The organism is Kandleria vitulina DSM 20405, assembly GCF_000702065.1.
Taxonomy (GTDB): domain Bacteria; phylum Bacillota_I; class Bacilli_A; order Erysipelotrichales; family Coprobacillaceae; genus Kandleria; species Kandleria vitulina.
Genome location: NZ_KL370857.1, coordinates 17,481 through 35,520 on the forward strand (window position 1 = coordinate 17,481; position 18,040 = coordinate 35,520).

Here is an 18,040-nt window from a genome sequence, read left to right on the forward strand (position 1 = left end):
TGATTGCGATCTAGATGAGGAGAATAACATGAAAGATTATTTAGTTAGAGGTTTAGTCAACAAAAGAAATACACGTGTCTTTGCCTGTACGACAAAGAACTTAGTTAATGAAGCAAGAGAACATCATGATTTATGGCCATGTGCAAGTGCTGCACTTGGTAGAACTATGTCAGCTACATTAATGATGGGGGCTATGAATAAAAGTAATGATAAATTAACAGTCACTATCAATGGTGGTGGACCTATCGGTACTGTACTTACTACTACAAACTGTGATGGAAAAATCAAAGGCTTCGTAGGTGACCCTCATGTTCACTATACATACAATGACTCAGGAAAACTTGCGGTTGGCGTATGTGTCGGTAACCAGGGATCATTGCAGGTCATCAGAGATATGGGACTAAAAGAACCAGTTACAAGTAATGTTCCATTACAGACTGGTGAAATCGGAGATGATTTCGCATACTTCTTTATGGCATCGGAACAGGTACCATCAGTTGTATCAGTTGGTGTACTTGTAGATGATGATAACACTGTATTATCAAGTGGAGGATTCATTCTTCAGCTTCTACCTGAAGCTACTGAAGAAGATATCTCTTATCTTGAAGAAAAAATGAAAAATTTCCCAGCTGTTTCAGAATTATTGAACGAAGGGAAAACACCAGAAGAGATTCTAGAAATGATCTTCGGTGATGAACTTGAAATCTTAGCTTCACAGGATCTTTCTTTTGAATGTGATTGTTCAAAAGAAAAATTTGAACAGGCTATGATCACTTTACCAAGTGATCAGCTAGAAGCCATGATTCATGAAGATCATGGTGCTGAAGTAAAATGTCAGTTCTGTGGTAAGACTTATCAGTTTAATGAAGAAGATCTTCAGAAAATCTTAGATCAGAAATAAGAAAAAGAGCACATTACAATCGTAATGTGCTCTTTGTTTTTAAAAGAAGAGGAGGCAGTTTTGATGGGAATGCGATGGTTTCATTAATTAAGGTAAATGGACTATGAAAATGATGGTGTGGTCGTATCTCAATTAAGTCTCCTCATAGCTACATTATAGTACCTGAAAAGAAAACGCATACATTTTTTCAAAATTGGAAATTATTTATTGGGATAAGCTTTTTTTAAGTAGAAAATAATAACAATGATAAAGAGAATAAGAAGTATACAGATATAAGTCATGCTAAAAGAAAAAGAATGAAAAGAAGATTGCACGATTCCAAAAGGAAGTTCATCATTTTTAAAAAGTGTACGAAGAATGCTTTTCTGATTCCAGAGGATGCCAAATGTTAAATGTGTATATTGTTCTATATAGAAAAATGCAGAACAGATAATAAAACTTATGGCGTGACTATCTAGCAATAAGGCAATCAGAAATGATAAGATGCCCCAGAAGATCCACATGAAGAAGATAATAAGAAATCTTGGTAAAGCATAATAAAGATAAAAACCTATATTGCTATGATGGAGAAGATCTAGAAAACCACCAAATAGTGATGCACATATTAACATTAATAAGAAGAACTTGATCATAGTAGTAAACTGTACCTTTAACCATGACATGATGGATTGAGAAACAAGCTTATAATCAAGCATATTTGTACTTCTTTCATAACCACCCATAAAAGCACCAACGGAGATAGGAATGAATATTCCTACAAGAAAACAAATAAGTAGGAGATTATAGGAATAAAATCCTCCTTTAATGGGTGTCAGATCATCAGGAGCAACAGCAAATATGTTATATCCTAATATACATAATGTTCCCACAATAACATAAAGATTGTACTTGTTACGAATAAAGACAAGTAAACTTGCTTTCTCTTCTTTATTCATTAATCTGAATCTCCACAGTTCCCTTTGTATCTTTTGGAAGCTTATAGTTTAATACATAGTCACCTGATTTATATTTCTTGTTTAAAGAAAGTGTTTCTTTCTTCTTGATAGTCTTTGAAAAAAGGACATTTCCTTTTTTGTTTTTTACTATAAGCTGAAAATCTTTATTTAAGGTATTTTTCGCAATCAATAAAGATTTTTCTTGTCCATTCTTAATTTTAAATGATTTGGTATAAGTTCCTTTATCGCTGTAATCTAAAGTTGAAGTGAGGGAGCTTATATATTGTTTATGTTCATCCTTATATGTGATATCTTCACTAACCCCTTCAGATAAGCTCATTTTCTGTTTTCCTAAAACAAATACCCCTGTTACGATGACGACAATAATGATAATTGTAAATAATACTTTTTTATTCATTGGTAAGATCCTTTCTTTTTATAATATACATATTCATTATGATCAGTAATACAAGTATCCCCATCCAAATGATGAATCCATTTAGTAAATGAAATGAATGAGGTAAATAGATCTGATAATGTCTTAAACCTTTTAATTGATTCTTTAACGGTACTAAAGCTTGAGAAAGATAGAAGAAACCATCACATCTTGTCCAAATGTCAATGATTTGATGTGGAAAAAAGCTTGAGAAGAACTCTAACATAGAAATGATGATCGTGAATAATAAAAATTCATTAAAAATAAACCTCAGCAACATGCCTAGAAGCATACTGCCAATAGCCATAAGCCAAGTAACAATCATCTGATGAAAAGCTAAAGCAATATCTAATGAAAACTGATGAAAAATAAGTAATGAAATTATAAATGGAAGAATAAAAGATAAGAATGACATAACGAAAAGTACAAGCATCCCCAATATAATCTTTCCCATTATTATTTTTATTCTCCCAGTATTCTTAATAAAGAAATCCTGTCTATTGTTTATAAATTCTATATCAATCACATGATAACCATATAGTAGTCCAAATAGTCTTCTTAATACCGTTATATAAAAGAATAACCCATACAGTCCTGCTTTCCCGCTTTCTTCAAGTAAGACTTGTTGGGATTTATAATCAGCTAAACAGGTAGACCATATCATCATAAATGATAATATAAGAAGAACACCTAAACATAATCCAAGGATAGTACGATCATGTCTTTGTTTAAGATATTCTGCCTTTAATAGCTTAATCATGATTAACCACACTTTCTAAGAAGATATCTTCAAGACTTTCATGTTCTTTATCTATATCTTCTACAGGAAGATGATTCTCGATAATAAAACGAGAAATATCTAACAGCTTTTTATCAGAATGAATAATAAGCTTATCATCTTCCTGTTTAACAATAGAAAAATGATTTTTAATAAGAGATATTTCTTCTTCATTCATATTATCATTAACAGTAAGAATATACTGATTATGAAGTTTACTGTTCCAGTCTTCATCTTTAACAATATGACCATCTACAAGAATATAGTAATGATCAATAAGTTGTTCTAAGACATTAAGAGAATGACTACAAACTAAAATAGTAATACCTTTCTTTTTCATTTGTAAAAGGAAATCCTTAAGCCAGAGAACACTGTTGACATCCATCCCATTTGTTGGTTCATCTAAAATCAATAGATCAACGGGTTTACACATAGTTGCCATAGCTAACTGTAATCTTCTTTTCATCCCCAATGAAAGATTTTTAGCAAGGGTACGAGAGGGAAGATTCACTTTCTCAACGATATCTTTCATTTTATTATTGGATACTTCATAGCCTGCACTTAAAGCGGTAACTTGAATATTATCATGAACACTTAAATGATCATAGAGCGCTATATTTTCAGGCATATAGCCAATGGATAGATGATCACTGATTTTTAAATCTCCTTCAGATGAAGAAATAAGTCCTAATATAATTTTAAAAAGAGTGGATTTTCCTGCTCCATTTTTACCAAATATCCCACAAAATTCCCCTTTATGAATTTTTATATTGATATTTTCAAGAGCAACTTTCTCTTGAAAACATTTTTTTAAATGATGTGATTGAATAATATATTGTTCTTCCACACGAACCTCCTATAAATACAATAGAAGGATATAGTCTACTTACTATATCCTTTTTTTGGTGTCATAATAATTATGGTCTTACAACTTTATTTATCTCGAGATCATAACTTTGGAGTCCGATTGTAATCCATTGTGTATGAAGTCCATAATAAAAATGTGAATTATTACGTAGTTTTGAAAATTTTGCTGTTTTATATACCCATTTTGCATGTTTTTTTGAACATGACCATCCTGGATAATAGGTTGCATTATCACATCTAGCATTTGACCAACCTATTATTTTATTATGTGAAACTTTATAATCGCCTTTAACTCCGATTTTTATAACTGGTACTCCTATAATCGATTTGTATATGTGGTGATTACTAGCTGTTTTAAATGATGCTGCATGTGTAGTTTGTACACAAAGCATTAGTGTGAGTATAAAAATAAAACCAAGTAAAGATAATTACTTTCTTTTCATAATAATCTCCCTAAAATTTTAAAATATAGTATTTCGTAGTATAAGTATTTCGTAGTATATAGGTATACCTGATAATATTTTTGCCTAGGTATTTATATATTAGCATTTCAGAATTATAAAATCAATGTATATATGAAATTTAAAAGATATGTTTTGAATATCTAATCAATAAAAAAGAACCTTTGTAAAGGTTCTTATTCAATATCTTGATCCAATTTATTAATAGCTTTCATAATAAGTGCTCTTAATACTAAGGCAAAGCCCCAGACAAAAGCACCAATACTGAAGATTATGATTTGATCTACTGGTTTATGCGCATATTTATTAGTAAAAGTGATGGTGATAATAATGCCCACTACGACTAAAATCTGTGTGAAAATATTAAGTGTTTCTAGCTGTTTCTTTGTGGCAAGAATCTGTAATGCGGATTGTTCACCCTGTCTTGTCTTCTCTTCTGTAGTTAATCTTTTTGCATAAAGTAATTCGGATACCTGTATATCCAATATTTTACATAATGGTTCATAAAGAGAAAGATCCATCATGGTCTTTCCGTTTTCCCATCTTGATATTGATTTATTTGTAACACCTAATTGTTCAGCTAACTGTGCTTGTGTTAAGTTCTTTTCTTTTCTACATTGGGCAATAAATTTACCGATCTCTTCTTGTTTCATAATATAGACCTCCTGTTCGTATATATAGTACATAGTTATGAATAAAAATGGTAGGACAGAAACTGAGAATTGTATCAATAAGACTGATTATTTGTCTTTTCATGTAGAAATATGATATAGTCACAATGGTGAATTATTATGTGGAAAATAAAAGATGTAGAAATAGAACACCAGATCGTTCTTGCACCAATGGCAGGAATTACCAATCTGGCTTATCGTAAATTAGTAAAAGAATTTGGTGCCGGACTTGTCGTTTCTGAAATGGTAAGTGATAAGGCATTATGTTACGGGAATCAGAAAACCATAGATATGTTAAAAGTGGATGAAGATGAACATCCTATCTCTATTCAGATATTTGGTGGAGAAGTTGAATCAATGGTTAAAGCTGCCAAGTTTGTAGAGCAACATTCTGATTGTGATATCATCGATATCAATATGGGATGTCCTGTAAATAAGGTATTAAAAGCACATGCGGGAAGTGATCTTCTTAGAGATCCTGAGCGGGCTTATAATATTGTTAAGGCAGTTGTAGAAGCTGTGAATATTCCTGTTACTGTTAAAATGAGAATAGGCTTTGATAAAGAACATATCAACTGTGTTGAATTTGCGAAAATGATGGAAAAAGCAGGCGCAAGCGCCTTGGCAGTACATGGTAGAACACGTTCACAGTTCTATGAAGGACAGGCAGACTGGTCTTATATTAAACAAGTTAAAGATGCAGTGAATATCCCAGTAATGGGAAATGGTGATGTAAGAACACCAGAGGATGCCAAAAGAATGTTAGAAGAAACAGGCTGTGATGCAGTGATGGTAGGACGTGCAGTCCTTGGTAACCCATGGCTTATTCAGCGTATGATTGATTATCTTGAAACAGGTGAAGATCGTGGTGATCCAGATTATCACCAGAAATTTGCGTTATGCAAAGATCATGCGAAAAGACTTGTAGCCCAGATGGGAGAGCGCAATGCGATGAGAGAAATGCGTGGACATGCGCCATGGTATATCAAAGGTCTACATTCAAGTGCACATATCAAGAATGCCTTGACTAAGATTGAAACATATAAAGAATTAGAAGATATTCTTCAAGAATATGAAACATACTTATTAGAATATGAAAAAAAAGAATCATAGCCTGATTCTTTTTTTAGAAGGAGGAAGCATGATACTAAATACTGGAAATAGAACAGATATTCCTGGATATTATTCTGAATGGTTTATGAATCGTATACGTGAAGGGTTTGTCTATACAAGAAACCCCTATTATCCTGAACTAGTGACAAAGTACTCACTTTCTCCTAAAGTGGTAGATATCATCCAATTCTGCACGAAGAATCCTATCCCAATGTTAAAGTATCTTGATGAACTCGATGTTTACCATACCGTCTGGCAAGTCACCATTACTCCCTATGGAAAAGAGATAGAACCCCATGTTCCTAATAAAAATCGCATCATAGATGCAATTAAAGTTCTTTCGTCGAAAGTAGGGAAACAAGCTATCGCTTGGCGTTATGATCCCATCTTCATCAGTGAGAAATATACAGTGGATTATCATATTCACATCTTCGAAGAAATGTGTAAAAGACTTTCTCCTTATATAGATCAATGTATCTTTAGCTACATTGATCTATATAAAAAAACAGTAAGAAACTTTCCAGGGGTACAGGAAGTTTCTTTAAGCGATAAGAAAAAGATTGCGAAAGCATTCAAGAGTATAGCGGACCGCTATCATGTACGTCTTCGTACATGTCTTGAGAATGATGATTTTCTAATCGACTATAATATTGATGTATCAGGATGTTCTACTAAAGAAGAAATGGAACATTTTACAGGTCTGCACTTGCATTGGCCAACAGGATTGGACAATGCAAGAGAAGGATGTCGATGCATTCTTGGTAATGATATTGGTTCCTATAATACGTGTGGACATGGCTGTCTATACTGTTACGCAAATGATGATATGATGCAAGTAAAAAGAAACATGCGACATCATGATCCTAAGTCGCCTATTCTAGTAGGTCATATCAAAAAGGGTGATCATATAAGAGAAGCTAAGCAGGAATCATTTATTGATAAGCAAATGACAATTTTTGACTACTAAAAAAGTGTGAGAGTACTCACACTTTTTTAAAATAGTTATCTAGACCATTAGCGATACCTTGTACCATCTTATTCTGGTAGCTTTCTGTGCTTAATAGACGATCTTCACTTGGATTGCTCATAAATCCCATTTCTACGAGTGTAACTGGAACCTTGGACCAGTTGAACCCAGTCATATCATTTCGCGTTGAAAGACCGTTATTTTTCGCATTTGTGGCAGAGGCAAAAGCTTTGTTTACACATGCTGAAAGCTGACGTGATTTTGTAATGATCTGCTTATTCATATAACGATTATTATATCCTGGCTGAAGGATTGAGAATCCGTGCATATTGCGATTGGTAGATCCATCAGCGTGAAGACGCACTGTAGCATCAACTTTTGCATTATTGGCTTTGATGGCTCTTTGCGCATTAGAAATATTGACGTTCTGTGTAGTACGAATCATCAGCACCTTGTATCCACGTTTTACAAGTTCTTTCTGTAGCTTTAAAGCAACTTCTAGATTAAGTTTTGCTTCACTTTTTTTCGTAGCCACTCCAGATGTACCAGAAGAAACTTTAGGTTTCTTCGTACTAGATCCTGGACCTACTGGTTCAAGAGAATTGTTTCCTTTCGCTTGATGTCCAGCATCAATGCAGATATAGTAATTAGCATTTGTACTCTTTTTCGCCACAGTCTTTTTCTTAACAGTTTTCTTTTTTGTACTTTTCTTCTTAGATGTACTTTTCTTAGTAGTTGTTTTTTTCTTGGTAGCTGTCTTTCTCTTCGCTTTCTTAACAGTTGTCTTGTTAGTGGATACATGAATGTCATTAGTACGTCTGCATCCTACAAGAAGAAGAGAAAAGACAAGGCATAATGCGAATAATTTCTTCATGAAAACCTCTCCTTTATTTATAATATAAACAATCTACAAAAATAAGTAAAGGCTCCTCTTGGAGCCTTTGCTTTTATAAGATAGGTAAGGGAGTATGAGCACATTTTCTAGATTGTGCTAATAGCTCATAAATGTGATCAACAGCTTCATTAAAACTATCAACGACATATGTGGCATGAACCTTTACATTTTCTGGAGCATGGGACATGCAGAAAGAGAGGGAGGCTTCTTCAAACATGGAGATGTCATTTCCAGAATCGCCGATGGCTATGATGAGATCATAGTCTCTTGAAATATGTTTTAAGGCTTCGCCTTTTGAAACATTCTTCGCTGTAATCTCAATTCGTGTTCCTCCTGATTGATACACTTCGCATTCAGGGAGAGTATCTTTAAGTTTTTTTACATAAGTGGATGTTTGTGCTCTTTCAGGTCTAACATTGAACTTGTAGATTGAAAGATGTTCTAATGCGTGGAAAGGATCAGCAGGAGTCTTAAGTTCCATATTCCAAAGACGTTCTGGATGTTCATGATGGAAGTTGCCAATGCGTTCATTGCCATCAAGGGCATCAAAGATCAGCTTTTCTTGTTTTAAGAAATGAAGTATTTTTTTAACGGTGACGGGTGGGATACATTTCTTAAAGAGAATATTATGGTTCTGATCTTCAATTAGCGCTCCATTGAAGGCAATGAAGTGATGTGAGGAAACCTTATTGTGGGTAATATAGTCGATTTCTTTAATGGAACGACCTGTCGCAATAGAGAAATCACTGAAGGTTTTTAGCTTACGATAGGCTTGAAGATCTTCATCACTGATCCTGATTGAATCCTTGATAAAGGTACCATCAAGATCAGTAACGCATAGTATCTTTTGTGACATTATTATTCTCCAATGCCTAAGATTTCCTGAATTTCCATCTTAAGAACATTGGCGTAAGCTCCATAGATGGATTGCATCTGCATTCCATTTTCCGCAAATCCCATGGCTTCAAGCTGAGATGTAATGGTATTTTTATCGACAACTGATTTATCTTTTACGTCAATACGAAGACGAGTGATGCAGGCATTGACATCAGTGATATTGCTTGGACCACCATGAGCTTCAATGAGACGTAAAGCAAGTTCATGAGTCTTTTCTTCTTTAGAAAGCTTAGAGAAATCAATTGGTGGATAAGATGATTTCACTTCCTGAGGTTCATCAGTTCCAACTTGCTGGATTTGAACCCCAATCTTTTCACGTGCTTCTTTCTTAGAGGCAAGGTGAACTTCACCGCTATCTTCACGACCAGGTGTCTTGAAGTTGAATTTTAAAATCATAAACTTGAAGACGAAATAGTAGATGAAGAAGTAAGGTATTCCAACAATAAAGACAAGCCACCAGTGGGTCTTATCTCCTTGAAGAACACCGTATATGACAAGATTGATAAAGCCATGTCCCGTAGGAGTAGCTACCCCAGCACCAAGTAGATGCATTACCAGTAAAGCAGAACCTGCCAATACTGCATGCACTGCATATAAAGCAGGTGCTACAAACAAGAATGTAAATTCGATTGGTTCAGTAATACCAGTCAAGAATGAAGTAGCAGCTGCTGAGAATAATAATGATCCAGCAATCTTTCTCTTTTCAGGATCAGCACATTTATACATTGCATAAGCTGCACCAGAAAGACCGAACATGAAGTAAACAAACTTACCACCATTGAAACGAGTGATTGTTGGATCAATAGCAGTAATCTTAGGATCTGCAAGAGAAGCAAGGTAGGCACTGACTGTTCCTACGACATGTTCACCATTGATAATCCATGAACCACCAAGCTCAGTTGTACGAACTGGCCAGTTTAATCCATGATGTAAACCAAATGGCAATAAGGCTCTTTCAAGTAGACCATATAGGAAAGTACCCACTGGACCAGATTTTAAGATTGCAACTGACATGATACTGATACCTGTCTGAACGATAGGCCATACAAAGAAGATTACAACAGAAACGACTGACATGCAAAGCATTGTGGCAATAGGGACAAAACGTGGTCCACTAAAGAAACCGATGACTGCAGGCAATTCCTGTTTAACTGCCCATTTATGGACAAAGTAGACGGTAATACCAACAATAATACCACCAAAGACACTTAAGTCCATTGTCTGAATACCAAGCACTTTTGTCTGCATGGCATTGGCTAAAGCTAATTTTGCCTGTGTAGATTCCATTCCGGTAGTATCTACAAGCTTGCCGCTGGCACTTAATAGGAAGTTAAGAATATTATGCATAACTAAGAATCCTAGTAAACCAGATAAAGCAGCAGATCCTTTTTCACGTTTAGCAAGACCTACAGCTACACCAACCGCAAAGATGACAGGAAGATTATCAAAAGCAGCATCTCCCAAGGCAATCAAGAACTTCATGACAAACTGGAAAATAGCATTGTTTAAAACCGGAAACATTTCCAGAGTGTTAGAGTTTGTGAACGCAGTTCCAATTCCTTTGATGATACCAGCACCAGGAAGTACAGATACTGGCAATAGGAAAGAACGTCCAAATTGTTCAAACGCAGATATGAATTTATTTTTCTTCATAAATAAAAAACCCCTTTCTACAAACATATTTTTCCTTTCTGAATTTGACATTCATATTCTATCAAACTATTATTTGAATAAAGGGTTTTGGAATATTCTTACGCAGTTAAATATTTTTTTCTTGAAGGGTAAAAAATGACTGAGGAGGAATTATGTTTTTAGAACAGTTAAAAAATCATTATGAAAAACTATCCTTAAATGAACAGGAAGTCATTGATTATCTCATGAAACAGGAAAATCTTGATACATTAACATTAAAAAAGATGAGTGCAGATCTTTATCTTTCATCTTCTACGATAGTAAGAGCATGCAAGAAGCTAGGGTATCATACTTTCAATGACCTAAGATATGATCTACGATTATCTAAGGAATTGTCGAAATATCAGGGACAAAAAACACAATCTTCTTTTGAGGAGTTAAAGGAGCAGTTAACATTAGAATTTAATCAGACATTATCTATTCTTTCAGAAGAAGACTTTCATTTTTTTGCCCAGCAGATTATTAATGCCAGAAGAATCTTCTGTATTGGGGTAGGTTCAAGCTATATGGCCATGAGTGACTTTAATAGAAAATTAAAACTCGTGAACTTGTGGTCCAATGATTACTTTGAACATTACAGCATTAAACGTATTGCGGATATTTCTACAAAAGAAGATGTTATCATTGTATTTTCTTTAGGAGGAAGAACAGAAGAAGTCAATCAGTCTGTCTATGCAGCGAAACAGAACGGTACAAGGATTCTTTCTATTACAAGTTTAGGCAACACGTATTTATCACAGCTTAGTGATGGTGTTATTTACGTGTATGATACAATAAAGAAACATGAAAAACTTAGATCTAGACTGATGTTTAATTTAGTGGGAACACTATTGTTTGAAGTTATACTTGATGAATTAGCAAAAGGGGATATATGAAAGAATTAGGGACAAAATCTCTTTTTACAAAGAGATTGGTATTAAGACGTTTTAAAGAAGAAGATATAAAGCCATTCTATGAAAACTATGGTAGTGATAAAAAAATTAATAAGTATATTACCTGGAATCCTTATAGCAGTTATGAGGATACTAAAGAGTTTATAAAGTGGAATATTGATAAATATGATGATCCTTTCTTCTTTGGATGGGTAATAGTCTATCATGATGAAATCATTGGGACTATCTCAGGTTTTTCTTTTAATCTCTTTAATAGCAGTATTGAATTGGGATATGGTATTTCAAGTAGATATTGGAATAATGGATTGGCGAGTGAAGCAGGAAAAGAAGTGGTGAGATTTCTATTTGAAGAAGTAGGAATGCATAAAATATATGCTTCTTTTGAGAAAGAAAATGAAGCTTCAAGGAAGGTTCTAGAACATCTTGATTTTGTATATGAAGGGACATCTCGAGATGCGATTGTGAAAGAAGATGGAAGCTACTGTGATCTGGTTTATTATTCTATCTTGAATGATAAGTAAAAAACTTGACAAATACAGTATAAAATAGATATAATGTGACACGCAAAGGCGATGAATAGAAGAGTAGTTTTATACTTGCTTAAAGAGAGTCTCTGGATGGTGTAAAGAGATAGTAAAGGTAAAATGAATAAAGACTAGGAGCCGTATCTTGGATATAAAGATTGATAAGATAACGTGTGACCGCGTTAAGGTCTAAGAGGCTGTAGCAATACAGTGAATTAGGGTGGTACCACGATGCTCTCGTCCCTTTGGACGGGAGTTTTTATATTGAAAGGAGAAACACATGGCAGAAAAGAGAAAGTTCACTCAGCAAGAACAGGTACGTAGACAGAAACTAGAAGAATTAGCAAACTTAGGTATTGATCCATTTGGACAGAAGTATGATGTAGAAACATATACATCAGATATTAGAAGAGAATATGGTTCATGCACTAAAGAGGAACTAGAAGAAAAGAAAGTCTCTGTACAGATTGCAGGACGTATCATTAGAAGAAGACGTAAAGGGAAAGTATGTTTCATGGATCTATTAGATCGTGATGGCAGCATTCAGCTTTATGTAAGAAAAGATGTTGTTGGAGAAGAGATCTATGAAATCGTTAAACGTGGAGATCTTGGAGACATCATTGGTGTTAAAGGGGAATTAATGGTAACTGACATGGGTGAATTAACTGTCCGTGTTGATGAATATACTCATTTATCTAAAGCATTAAGACCTTTACCTGAAAAGTTCCATGGTTTAACTGATACTGAAGAACGTTTCAGAAGAAGATATGTAGACTTAATCATGAATGAAGAAGCAAGAAAAGTTGCTTTCACTAGACCTAAGATCATTAGATCTATCCAGAACTACTTAGATTCTAAACATTTCGTAGAAGTTGAAACACCAATCATGAATAACATTCTTGGTGGGGCAGCAGCTAAACCATTCGTAACACATTTTAATGCGTTAGATTCAGATTTCTATTTAAGAATTGCGACTGAATTAAATCTTAAGAGATTAATTGTCGGTGGTATGGATGCTGTTTATGAAATTGGTAGATTATTCAGAAATGAAGGTATGGATAGAACTCATAACCCTGAATTTACTACAATTGAAGTCTATAAAGCATTCTCTGATCTAGAAGGTATGATGGACTTAACTGAAGGTATCATTGCCAATGCAGCTATGACTGTAAATGGTACTTATGATATTGAATATAAAGGACACAAGATTTCATTAGCACCAGGATTTAAGAGAATCTCTATGACTGATGCAATTAAGGAAAAGACTGGTATTGATTTCAATGAACATATGTCATTTGAAGATGCTAAAAAGTTAGCAGAAGAACATGAAATTGAAGTTGAACCACATTTCGCTTATGGTCATATCATCAATGCATTCTTTGAAAAGTATGTAGAAGAAACTATTGTAGAACCAACATTCGTATATGGTCATCCAATTGAAATTTCTCCATTAGCTAAGAAGAACCTAGAAGATCCTCGTTTCACTCAGAGATTCGAATTATTCATTTGTGGTAATGAATATGCAAATGCATTTACTGAATTAAATGATCCAATTGATCAGTATGAAAGATTCGCTAACCAGTTAAAAGAAAGAGAACTTGGTAACGATGAAGCCAACGAAATGGATATGGATTATGTAGAAGCCTTAGAATATGGTATGCCACCAACAGGTGGAATGGGTATGGGAATTGACAGATTAGTTATGTTATTGACTGGTCAGGAAACTATCAGAGAAGTTATCTTATTCCCTGCAATGAAACAGTTAGACAAATAAAATGCCGTAAAATCAAGGGTTTTAGAGGATGAGTTGTATGCAACTACAACAAATTCGTAAGTTGATATGAAGAAATATACGCTCAACTGACGGATTGCTGTAAATCATGCGAAAGAAACCTAACGATATGGGTTACAATTAAATATGTGAATCGTAGACGAGCCCACTTATTCTTAAGTGGGCTTTACTATTATGCAACAAAGCTTCCCGGGAGTGTCGGCGGAACTATAATAAATCTCCCCAAATCAGCAAAATTGAATATGCAGAAAAACGCTAAGTCGCAATTTGTTTTATGCTGATGGACAAAACTATAGTCATCAGTACACTTTACATTGGTGTATATATGGTGTAAAATGTATACACCAATGTAAAGTGTGTTTGAGGTGACATATATGACTAAGTTTGAAGAGATTGATAAGTTGTTAGAACAAAATGATGGATACTTGTTTTCAAAAGATGTAGAGAAGGCCGGAATCTCCAGAACGTATTTGGCTAGCTATGTTAAGGAAAGAGGACTGGAGAAAGTATCAAAAGGAATCTATATTTCGCCGGACACATGGAAGGACGAACTGTACATTCTCCAACTTCGTTATCCAAAAGTTATTTTCTCCGGAGAAACTGCGCTGTATCTTCATGAAATGATTGATAGAGAATACTCACAGATTACTGTGACGGTCCCACCAAGATTTAATCGAACCAGATTATTGTCTGAAGGGATTGTGATTCGGCAGGCACAGGAGACCAGTTATAATCTTGGAATCACAGAATTACAAACAAATTTTGGAAACACAGTTAGGGTCTATGATGTAGAAAAGACGATCTGTGATCTTGTAAAACTGAGAGGCAAAATAGAAGTTCAACATTATCAGACTGCAATTAAGTCCTATATGAGAAGAAAAGACAAGGACTTAACGCGTTTGCTTAAGTATGCAGAAACTTTAAAAATTCGAGATGAAATCATGAAATACATTGAGGTGATGGTATGATAAAAACTGCTATACAGCTAAAAGCAAAGATAAGAAATATATCCGGTAGTGACAGCAAAGTTGCTATGACTATGATACGAGTATTCTTTATGGAAAGATTTTTGGAACGTGTTTCAATATCAGCGTATAAGAATCAGTTTGTGTTAAAAGGTGGGATGCTTGTCTCTTCGTTGATTGGGTTAAATAGTCGCGCAACAATGGACATTGATGCTACCGTGCAGGCGCTTCCATTGACGCAGGAAGAGATTGAAAAGATTGTAAATGAAATTGGTGGGATTCCGTTAGAAGATAATGTGTCTTTTGAAATCAAATCCATAGAAACAATTATGGATGAATTTGATTATCCGGGTGTACGTGTTCATATGGAAGGAAAACTTGATAATCTTAAGCAGCCGATTAAAATTGATATATCGACTGATGATGTAATAACCCCGCGGGCGGTAGAGTATGGGTATCAATTGATGTTTGAAGATAGAGATATTGAATTGCAGTCATACAATATCGAAACTCTATTAGCTGAAAAATTACAGACTATTCTTAGTCGTGGATTGGCGAATACGAGAGCGCGAGACTTTTATGATGTTTACGAGATTACTCATAAGAAGTTTTTTGAGAGAGAAACATTAAAGACAGCATTTTTAGCTACGTGTGAGAAAAGAGATACAGTGTTCACGTCTGAACAGATGCAAACGGTTCTTGAGGACATAGGTTCTGATATGGAGATGAGAGAACGTTGGAACCAATTTAAGAAAAATAATTATTATGTTGAGGATTTAAGCTTTGATGAAGTGATGGATTCTGTTCAAAATTTAGTGGTATCTTTCTTATAATAGGATTACGAAGGGCACTTATCCTTAAGTGCCTTGATTAACATAAAATAAACCCGTCCGGGTATGTCAAAAACAGAGAAGATTACTCTGGTGATTGACGTGCCTGGGCGGGTTTGTTACGTCTAGGAATCGTAGTCGATTAACAAAAATATAAAAGTCGATGACACCCTATGTTTGCAAGACTTCGAGAATTCCTAAGTTCATATATTTTGATGTAAGTAATATAGAAGCCAATATAAAAATGGTGTAAAGTGAAACTCCTACTGAGTGAAATACTGAAGCTGTGCCTGATAAACAGCTTCTTCCTCTAACGCTTTTAATGTCTTTGAAAGAGTAGGCTGTGATACATGGAGCTGCTCGGCAGCCCTTGACATATTTTCTTCCCTGGCAACTGCAAGGAAGTATTTGAGATTTTTGATTTCCATGAAATCCTCCATAAAGCTGACTATTTATGTGTTATTCCAAAAATGAATATCATGATATTTATTTTATTCATTAGCGAAAATCCGGCCAAGGTTTTAATATGGAAATTGGAAGGGATTCAGAAAGAAAAGTATTCAGGAGGATAACAAAATGATCAGAAAAGAAGAACTAAGCCTTGTAACAGAGTGGGATAAGACCTTTAAGAAAAGTGATAAGGTAAACCACAGCAAAGTCACATTTATAAACAGATACGGAATCACTCTTGCGTCAGATATGTATGTTCCAAAGAATGCAGAGGGTAAGCTTCCAGCTATTGCAGTATGTGGACCTTTTGGAGCAGTAAAAGAGCAGTGCTCCGGCCTCTATGCTCAGACGATGGCTGAGAGAGGATTTCTGACGATAGCATTTGATCCCTCTTTTACAGGAGAGTCCGGTGGAAATGTAAGATTCATGGCATCACCCGATATCAATACTGAAGATTTCATGGCGGCAGTTGATTTTCTATCACTGAATGAAATGGTAGATCCTGACAGAATCGGAATCATCGGTATCTGTGGCTGGGGAGGAATGGCTGTAAACACAGCAGCTCTTGATACAAGAATCAAAGCTACGGCAGCTATGACAATGTATGACATGACAAGGGTAAATGCCAAGGGATATTTTGACTCTGAGGACAGTGAAGAAGCAAGATATCAGAAGAAAGCTGCTATGTGTGCACAGAGACTTGAAGACCTTAAGGCTGGTGAATATAAGCTTGGCGGCGGAGTAGTAGATCCAGTGCCTTCGAATGCACCTTTCTTTGTAAAAGACTATTATGACTACTACAAGACTGACAGAGGTTATCACAAGAGAAGTCTTAATTCTAACAGTGGATGGAATGTTATTGGCTGTGAGTCTTTTGTTAATCAGCCAATCCTTAAGTACTCTAATGAGATTAGAAGTGCCGTTTTACTCGTTCATGGTGAAAAAGCACATTCCTGCTATTTCTCAAAGGATGCTTATGCAGATATGATCAAAGACAGCAAGTATACTGATAACAAGGAACTAATGATAATCCCTGATGCAGTACATACTGATCTATATGATGGCGGGGATAAGGATTATATTCCTTTTGACAAGCTGGAAAACTTTTTTAAGGAGAATATGAAATAATGATAACGATTGAAGAAATACTAGAATATCTCAATTCGGACAGAGTAGAGGATATGACAGAAGAAATGCATGAATGTTCCATGAGACAGAGCCAGGCTGCCATAAAGCAGACCATGGAATTAAATACCAAATACCATACACCGGAAGAAATCGTCCGTATCATGTCTGAACTGACAGGTGAGGAAGTGGATGAGAATTTCAGGCTGTTTCCGCCTTTTTATACGGATTTTGGAAGAAATATCCACATCGGGAAAAATGTATTCATCAATTCCGGTTGCAGCTTTCAGGATCAGGGTGGTATCTATATTGGTGATGATACCTTGATCGGTCACAGAGTTGTCCTTGCTACTTTGGATCATGATTTGAATCCTTATGACAGGCACCTTTTGTGTGCACCCATACATATAGGAAACAGAGTCTGGATTGGAGCAGGAGCAATTATCACTAGAGGAGTTACAATCGGTGACGGTGCTGTAATTGCAGCCGGAGCTGTTGTAACAAAAGACGTTGAAGAAAACACTATTGTGGGAGGTGTTCCTGCAAAAGTTATCAAGACATTGGATGTTGAGAAGTTTAAAGAGGTTTAAAAAAGAATGCTATCGGAGGATGGCATTTATAATATGCTTGAGCGAAACAAGGAGATAATGAGGATCCTGGATGAATTTGATAGTTAAGCATTTTAATGAGCTCAGTACCAGATATTAAAGACAAGATTTGAAATCTTTGTCACTGAGCAGCTTAAGGCTAAGAAAATATACCTGGAAGCCCAGGAGTATGCCATTGGCTATTACGCGAAAGAGGGCTTTGAGGTGGTATCAGAGCCGTTTATGGAAGATGGAGAGAGC

At 35.2% G+C, this 18,040-nt stretch carries 18 protein-coding genes, 1 pseudogene and 1 other annotated feature; of the genes and pseudogenes, 10 read left to right on the forward strand and 9 right to left on the reverse strand.

Annotated elements, in window-relative coordinates; all coding sequences use genetic code 11:
- Positions 1-28 precede the first annotated feature (28 nt).
- Positions 29-901 (forward strand): Hsp33 family molecular chaperone HslO, encoded by an 873-nt coding sequence (gene hslO / locus T513_RS0109760; protein WP_029071418.1) that lies wholly within the window; start codon positions 29-31, stop codon positions 899-901.
- Positions 902-1,101: 200 nt separating this feature from the next.
- On the opposite strand, the gene T513_RS0109765 is transcribed toward hslO, so the two are convergent.
- The 5 genes from T513_RS0109765 to T513_RS0109790 form a co-directional block, all read right to left on the reverse strand.
- Positions 1,102-1,836 (reverse strand): hypothetical protein, encoded by a 735-nt coding sequence (locus T513_RS0109765; protein WP_031589932.1) that lies wholly within the window; start codon positions 1,834-1,836, stop codon positions 1,102-1,104.
- The gene (locus T513_RS0109770) at positions 1,829-2,254 is read right to left on the reverse strand and encodes a hypothetical protein (RefSeq protein WP_029071420.1); all 426 of its coding nucleotides are present in this window, start codon (positions 2,252-2,254) and stop codon (positions 1,829-1,831) included. The genes T513_RS0109765 and T513_RS0109770 overlap by 8 nt, the downstream gene beginning before the upstream one ends.
- A complete protein-coding gene (locus tag T513_RS0109775) occupies positions 2,247-3,032 on the reverse strand; it encodes a hypothetical protein (protein ID WP_029071421.1) in 786 nt (261 codons plus the stop codon). Before T513_RS0109775 ends, T513_RS0109770 begins: the two co-directional genes overlap by 8 nt.
- A complete protein-coding gene (locus T513_RS0109780; protein ID WP_031589933.1) occupies positions 3,025-3,897 on the reverse strand; it encodes an ABC transporter ATP-binding protein in 873 nt (290 codons plus the stop codon). Before T513_RS0109780 ends, T513_RS0109775 begins: the two co-directional genes overlap by 8 nt.
- A 657-nt stretch (positions 3,898-4,554) precedes the next feature.
- A complete protein-coding gene (locus tag T513_RS0109790) occupies positions 4,555-5,031 on the reverse strand; it encodes a helix-turn-helix domain-containing protein (RefSeq protein WP_031589937.1) in 477 nt (158 codons plus the stop codon).
- 138 nt (positions 5,032-5,169) lie between these two features.
- Between T513_RS0109790 and dusB the strand changes: the two genes are divergently transcribed.
- Positions 5,170-6,162 (forward strand): tRNA dihydrouridine synthase DusB, encoded by a 993-nt coding sequence (gene dusB / locus T513_RS0109795; RefSeq protein ID WP_029071425.1) that lies wholly within the window; start codon positions 5,170-5,172, stop codon positions 6,160-6,162.
- 28 nt (positions 6,163-6,190) lie between these two features.
- Positions 6,191-7,129 carry a DUF1848 domain-containing protein gene (locus tag T513_RS0109800; protein WP_029071426.1) on the forward strand — a complete coding sequence of 313 codons (939 nt, stop codon included), beginning with the start codon at positions 6,191-6,193 and terminating at the stop codon, positions 7,127-7,129.
- A 16-nt stretch (positions 7,130-7,145) separates the two neighbouring features.
- On the opposite strand, the gene T513_RS0109805 is transcribed toward T513_RS0109800, so the two are convergent.
- The 3 genes from T513_RS0109805 to T513_RS0109815 form a co-directional block, all read right to left on the reverse strand.
- Entirely contained in the window at positions 7,146-8,003 is an 858-nt protein-coding gene (locus T513_RS0109805) for an N-acetylmuramoyl-L-alanine amidase family protein (protein ID WP_031589939.1), read from the reverse strand.
- A gap of 73 nt (positions 8,004-8,076) precedes the next feature.
- Positions 8,077-8,880: a Cof-type HAD-IIB family hydrolase gene (locus tag T513_RS0109810; protein ID WP_031589940.1), complete on the reverse strand. Its 804-nt coding sequence runs from the start codon at positions 8,878-8,880 to the stop codon at positions 8,077-8,079.
- A 2-nt stretch (positions 8,881-8,882) separates the two neighbouring features.
- Positions 8,883-10,574: a PTS transporter subunit EIIC gene (locus tag T513_RS0109815; protein WP_031589941.1), complete on the reverse strand. Its 1,692-nt coding sequence runs from the start codon at positions 10,572-10,574 to the stop codon at positions 8,883-8,885.
- A 152-nt stretch (positions 10,575-10,726) separates the two neighbouring features.
- On the opposite strand from T513_RS0109815, the gene T513_RS0109820 reads away from it, so the two are divergent.
- From T513_RS0109820 to T513_RS0109840, 5 genes are all read left to right on the forward strand, one after another.
- The gene (locus tag T513_RS0109820) at positions 10,727-11,488 is read left to right on the forward strand and encodes a MurR/RpiR family transcriptional regulator (RefSeq protein ID WP_029071429.1); all 762 of its coding nucleotides are present in this window, start codon (positions 10,727-10,729) and stop codon (positions 11,486-11,488) included.
- On the forward strand, positions 11,485-12,027 hold the full coding sequence (locus T513_RS0109825) for a GNAT family N-acetyltransferase (RefSeq protein WP_031589942.1): 543 nt from the start codon (positions 11,485-11,487) through the stop codon (positions 12,025-12,027). The genes T513_RS0109820 and T513_RS0109825 overlap by 4 nt, the downstream gene beginning before the upstream one ends.
- Before the next feature lie 42 nt (positions 12,028-12,069).
- Positions 12,070-12,278 (forward strand) — a binding site (T-box leader).
- Between the two features lie 32 nt (positions 12,279-12,310).
- Positions 12,311-13,804, forward strand: coding sequence for a lysine--tRNA ligase (gene lysS / locus T513_RS0109830; protein ID WP_031589944.1), 1,494 nt, complete (start codon positions 12,311-12,313; stop codon positions 13,802-13,804).
- Between the two features lie 392 nt (positions 13,805-14,196).
- Entirely contained in the window at positions 14,197-14,790 is a 594-nt protein-coding gene (locus tag T513_RS0109835; protein WP_031589945.1) for a type IV toxin-antitoxin system AbiEi family antitoxin domain-containing protein, read from the forward strand.
- The gene (locus tag T513_RS0109840; RefSeq protein ID WP_031589947.1) at positions 14,787-15,620 is read left to right on the forward strand and encodes a nucleotidyl transferase AbiEii/AbiGii toxin family protein; all 834 of its coding nucleotides are present in this window, start codon (positions 14,787-14,789) and stop codon (positions 15,618-15,620) included. Before T513_RS0109835 ends, T513_RS0109840 begins: the two co-directional genes overlap by 4 nt.
- 299 nt (positions 15,621-15,919) lie before the next feature.
- On the opposite strand, the pseudogene T513_RS12085 reads toward T513_RS0109840, so the two are convergent.
- Positions 15,920-16,045 (reverse strand): annotated as a pseudogene (locus T513_RS12085) (LysR family transcriptional regulator); the annotation flags it as partial.
- A gap of 148 nt (positions 16,046-16,193) precedes the next feature.
- Between T513_RS12085 and T513_RS0109850 the strand changes: the two are divergent.
- Both T513_RS0109850 and T513_RS12590 read left to right on the forward strand, forming a co-directional pair.
- Complete coding sequence (locus T513_RS0109850; RefSeq protein WP_031589949.1) at positions 16,194-17,195, forward strand: alpha/beta hydrolase; 1,002 nt, start codon at positions 16,194-16,196, stop codon at positions 17,193-17,195.
- A gap of 2 nt (positions 17,196-17,197) precedes the next feature.
- A complete protein-coding gene (locus tag T513_RS12590; RefSeq protein ID WP_422723614.1) occupies positions 17,198-17,782 on the forward strand; it encodes a sugar O-acetyltransferase in 585 nt (194 codons plus the stop codon).
- Positions 17,783-18,040: the final 258 nt, after the last annotated feature.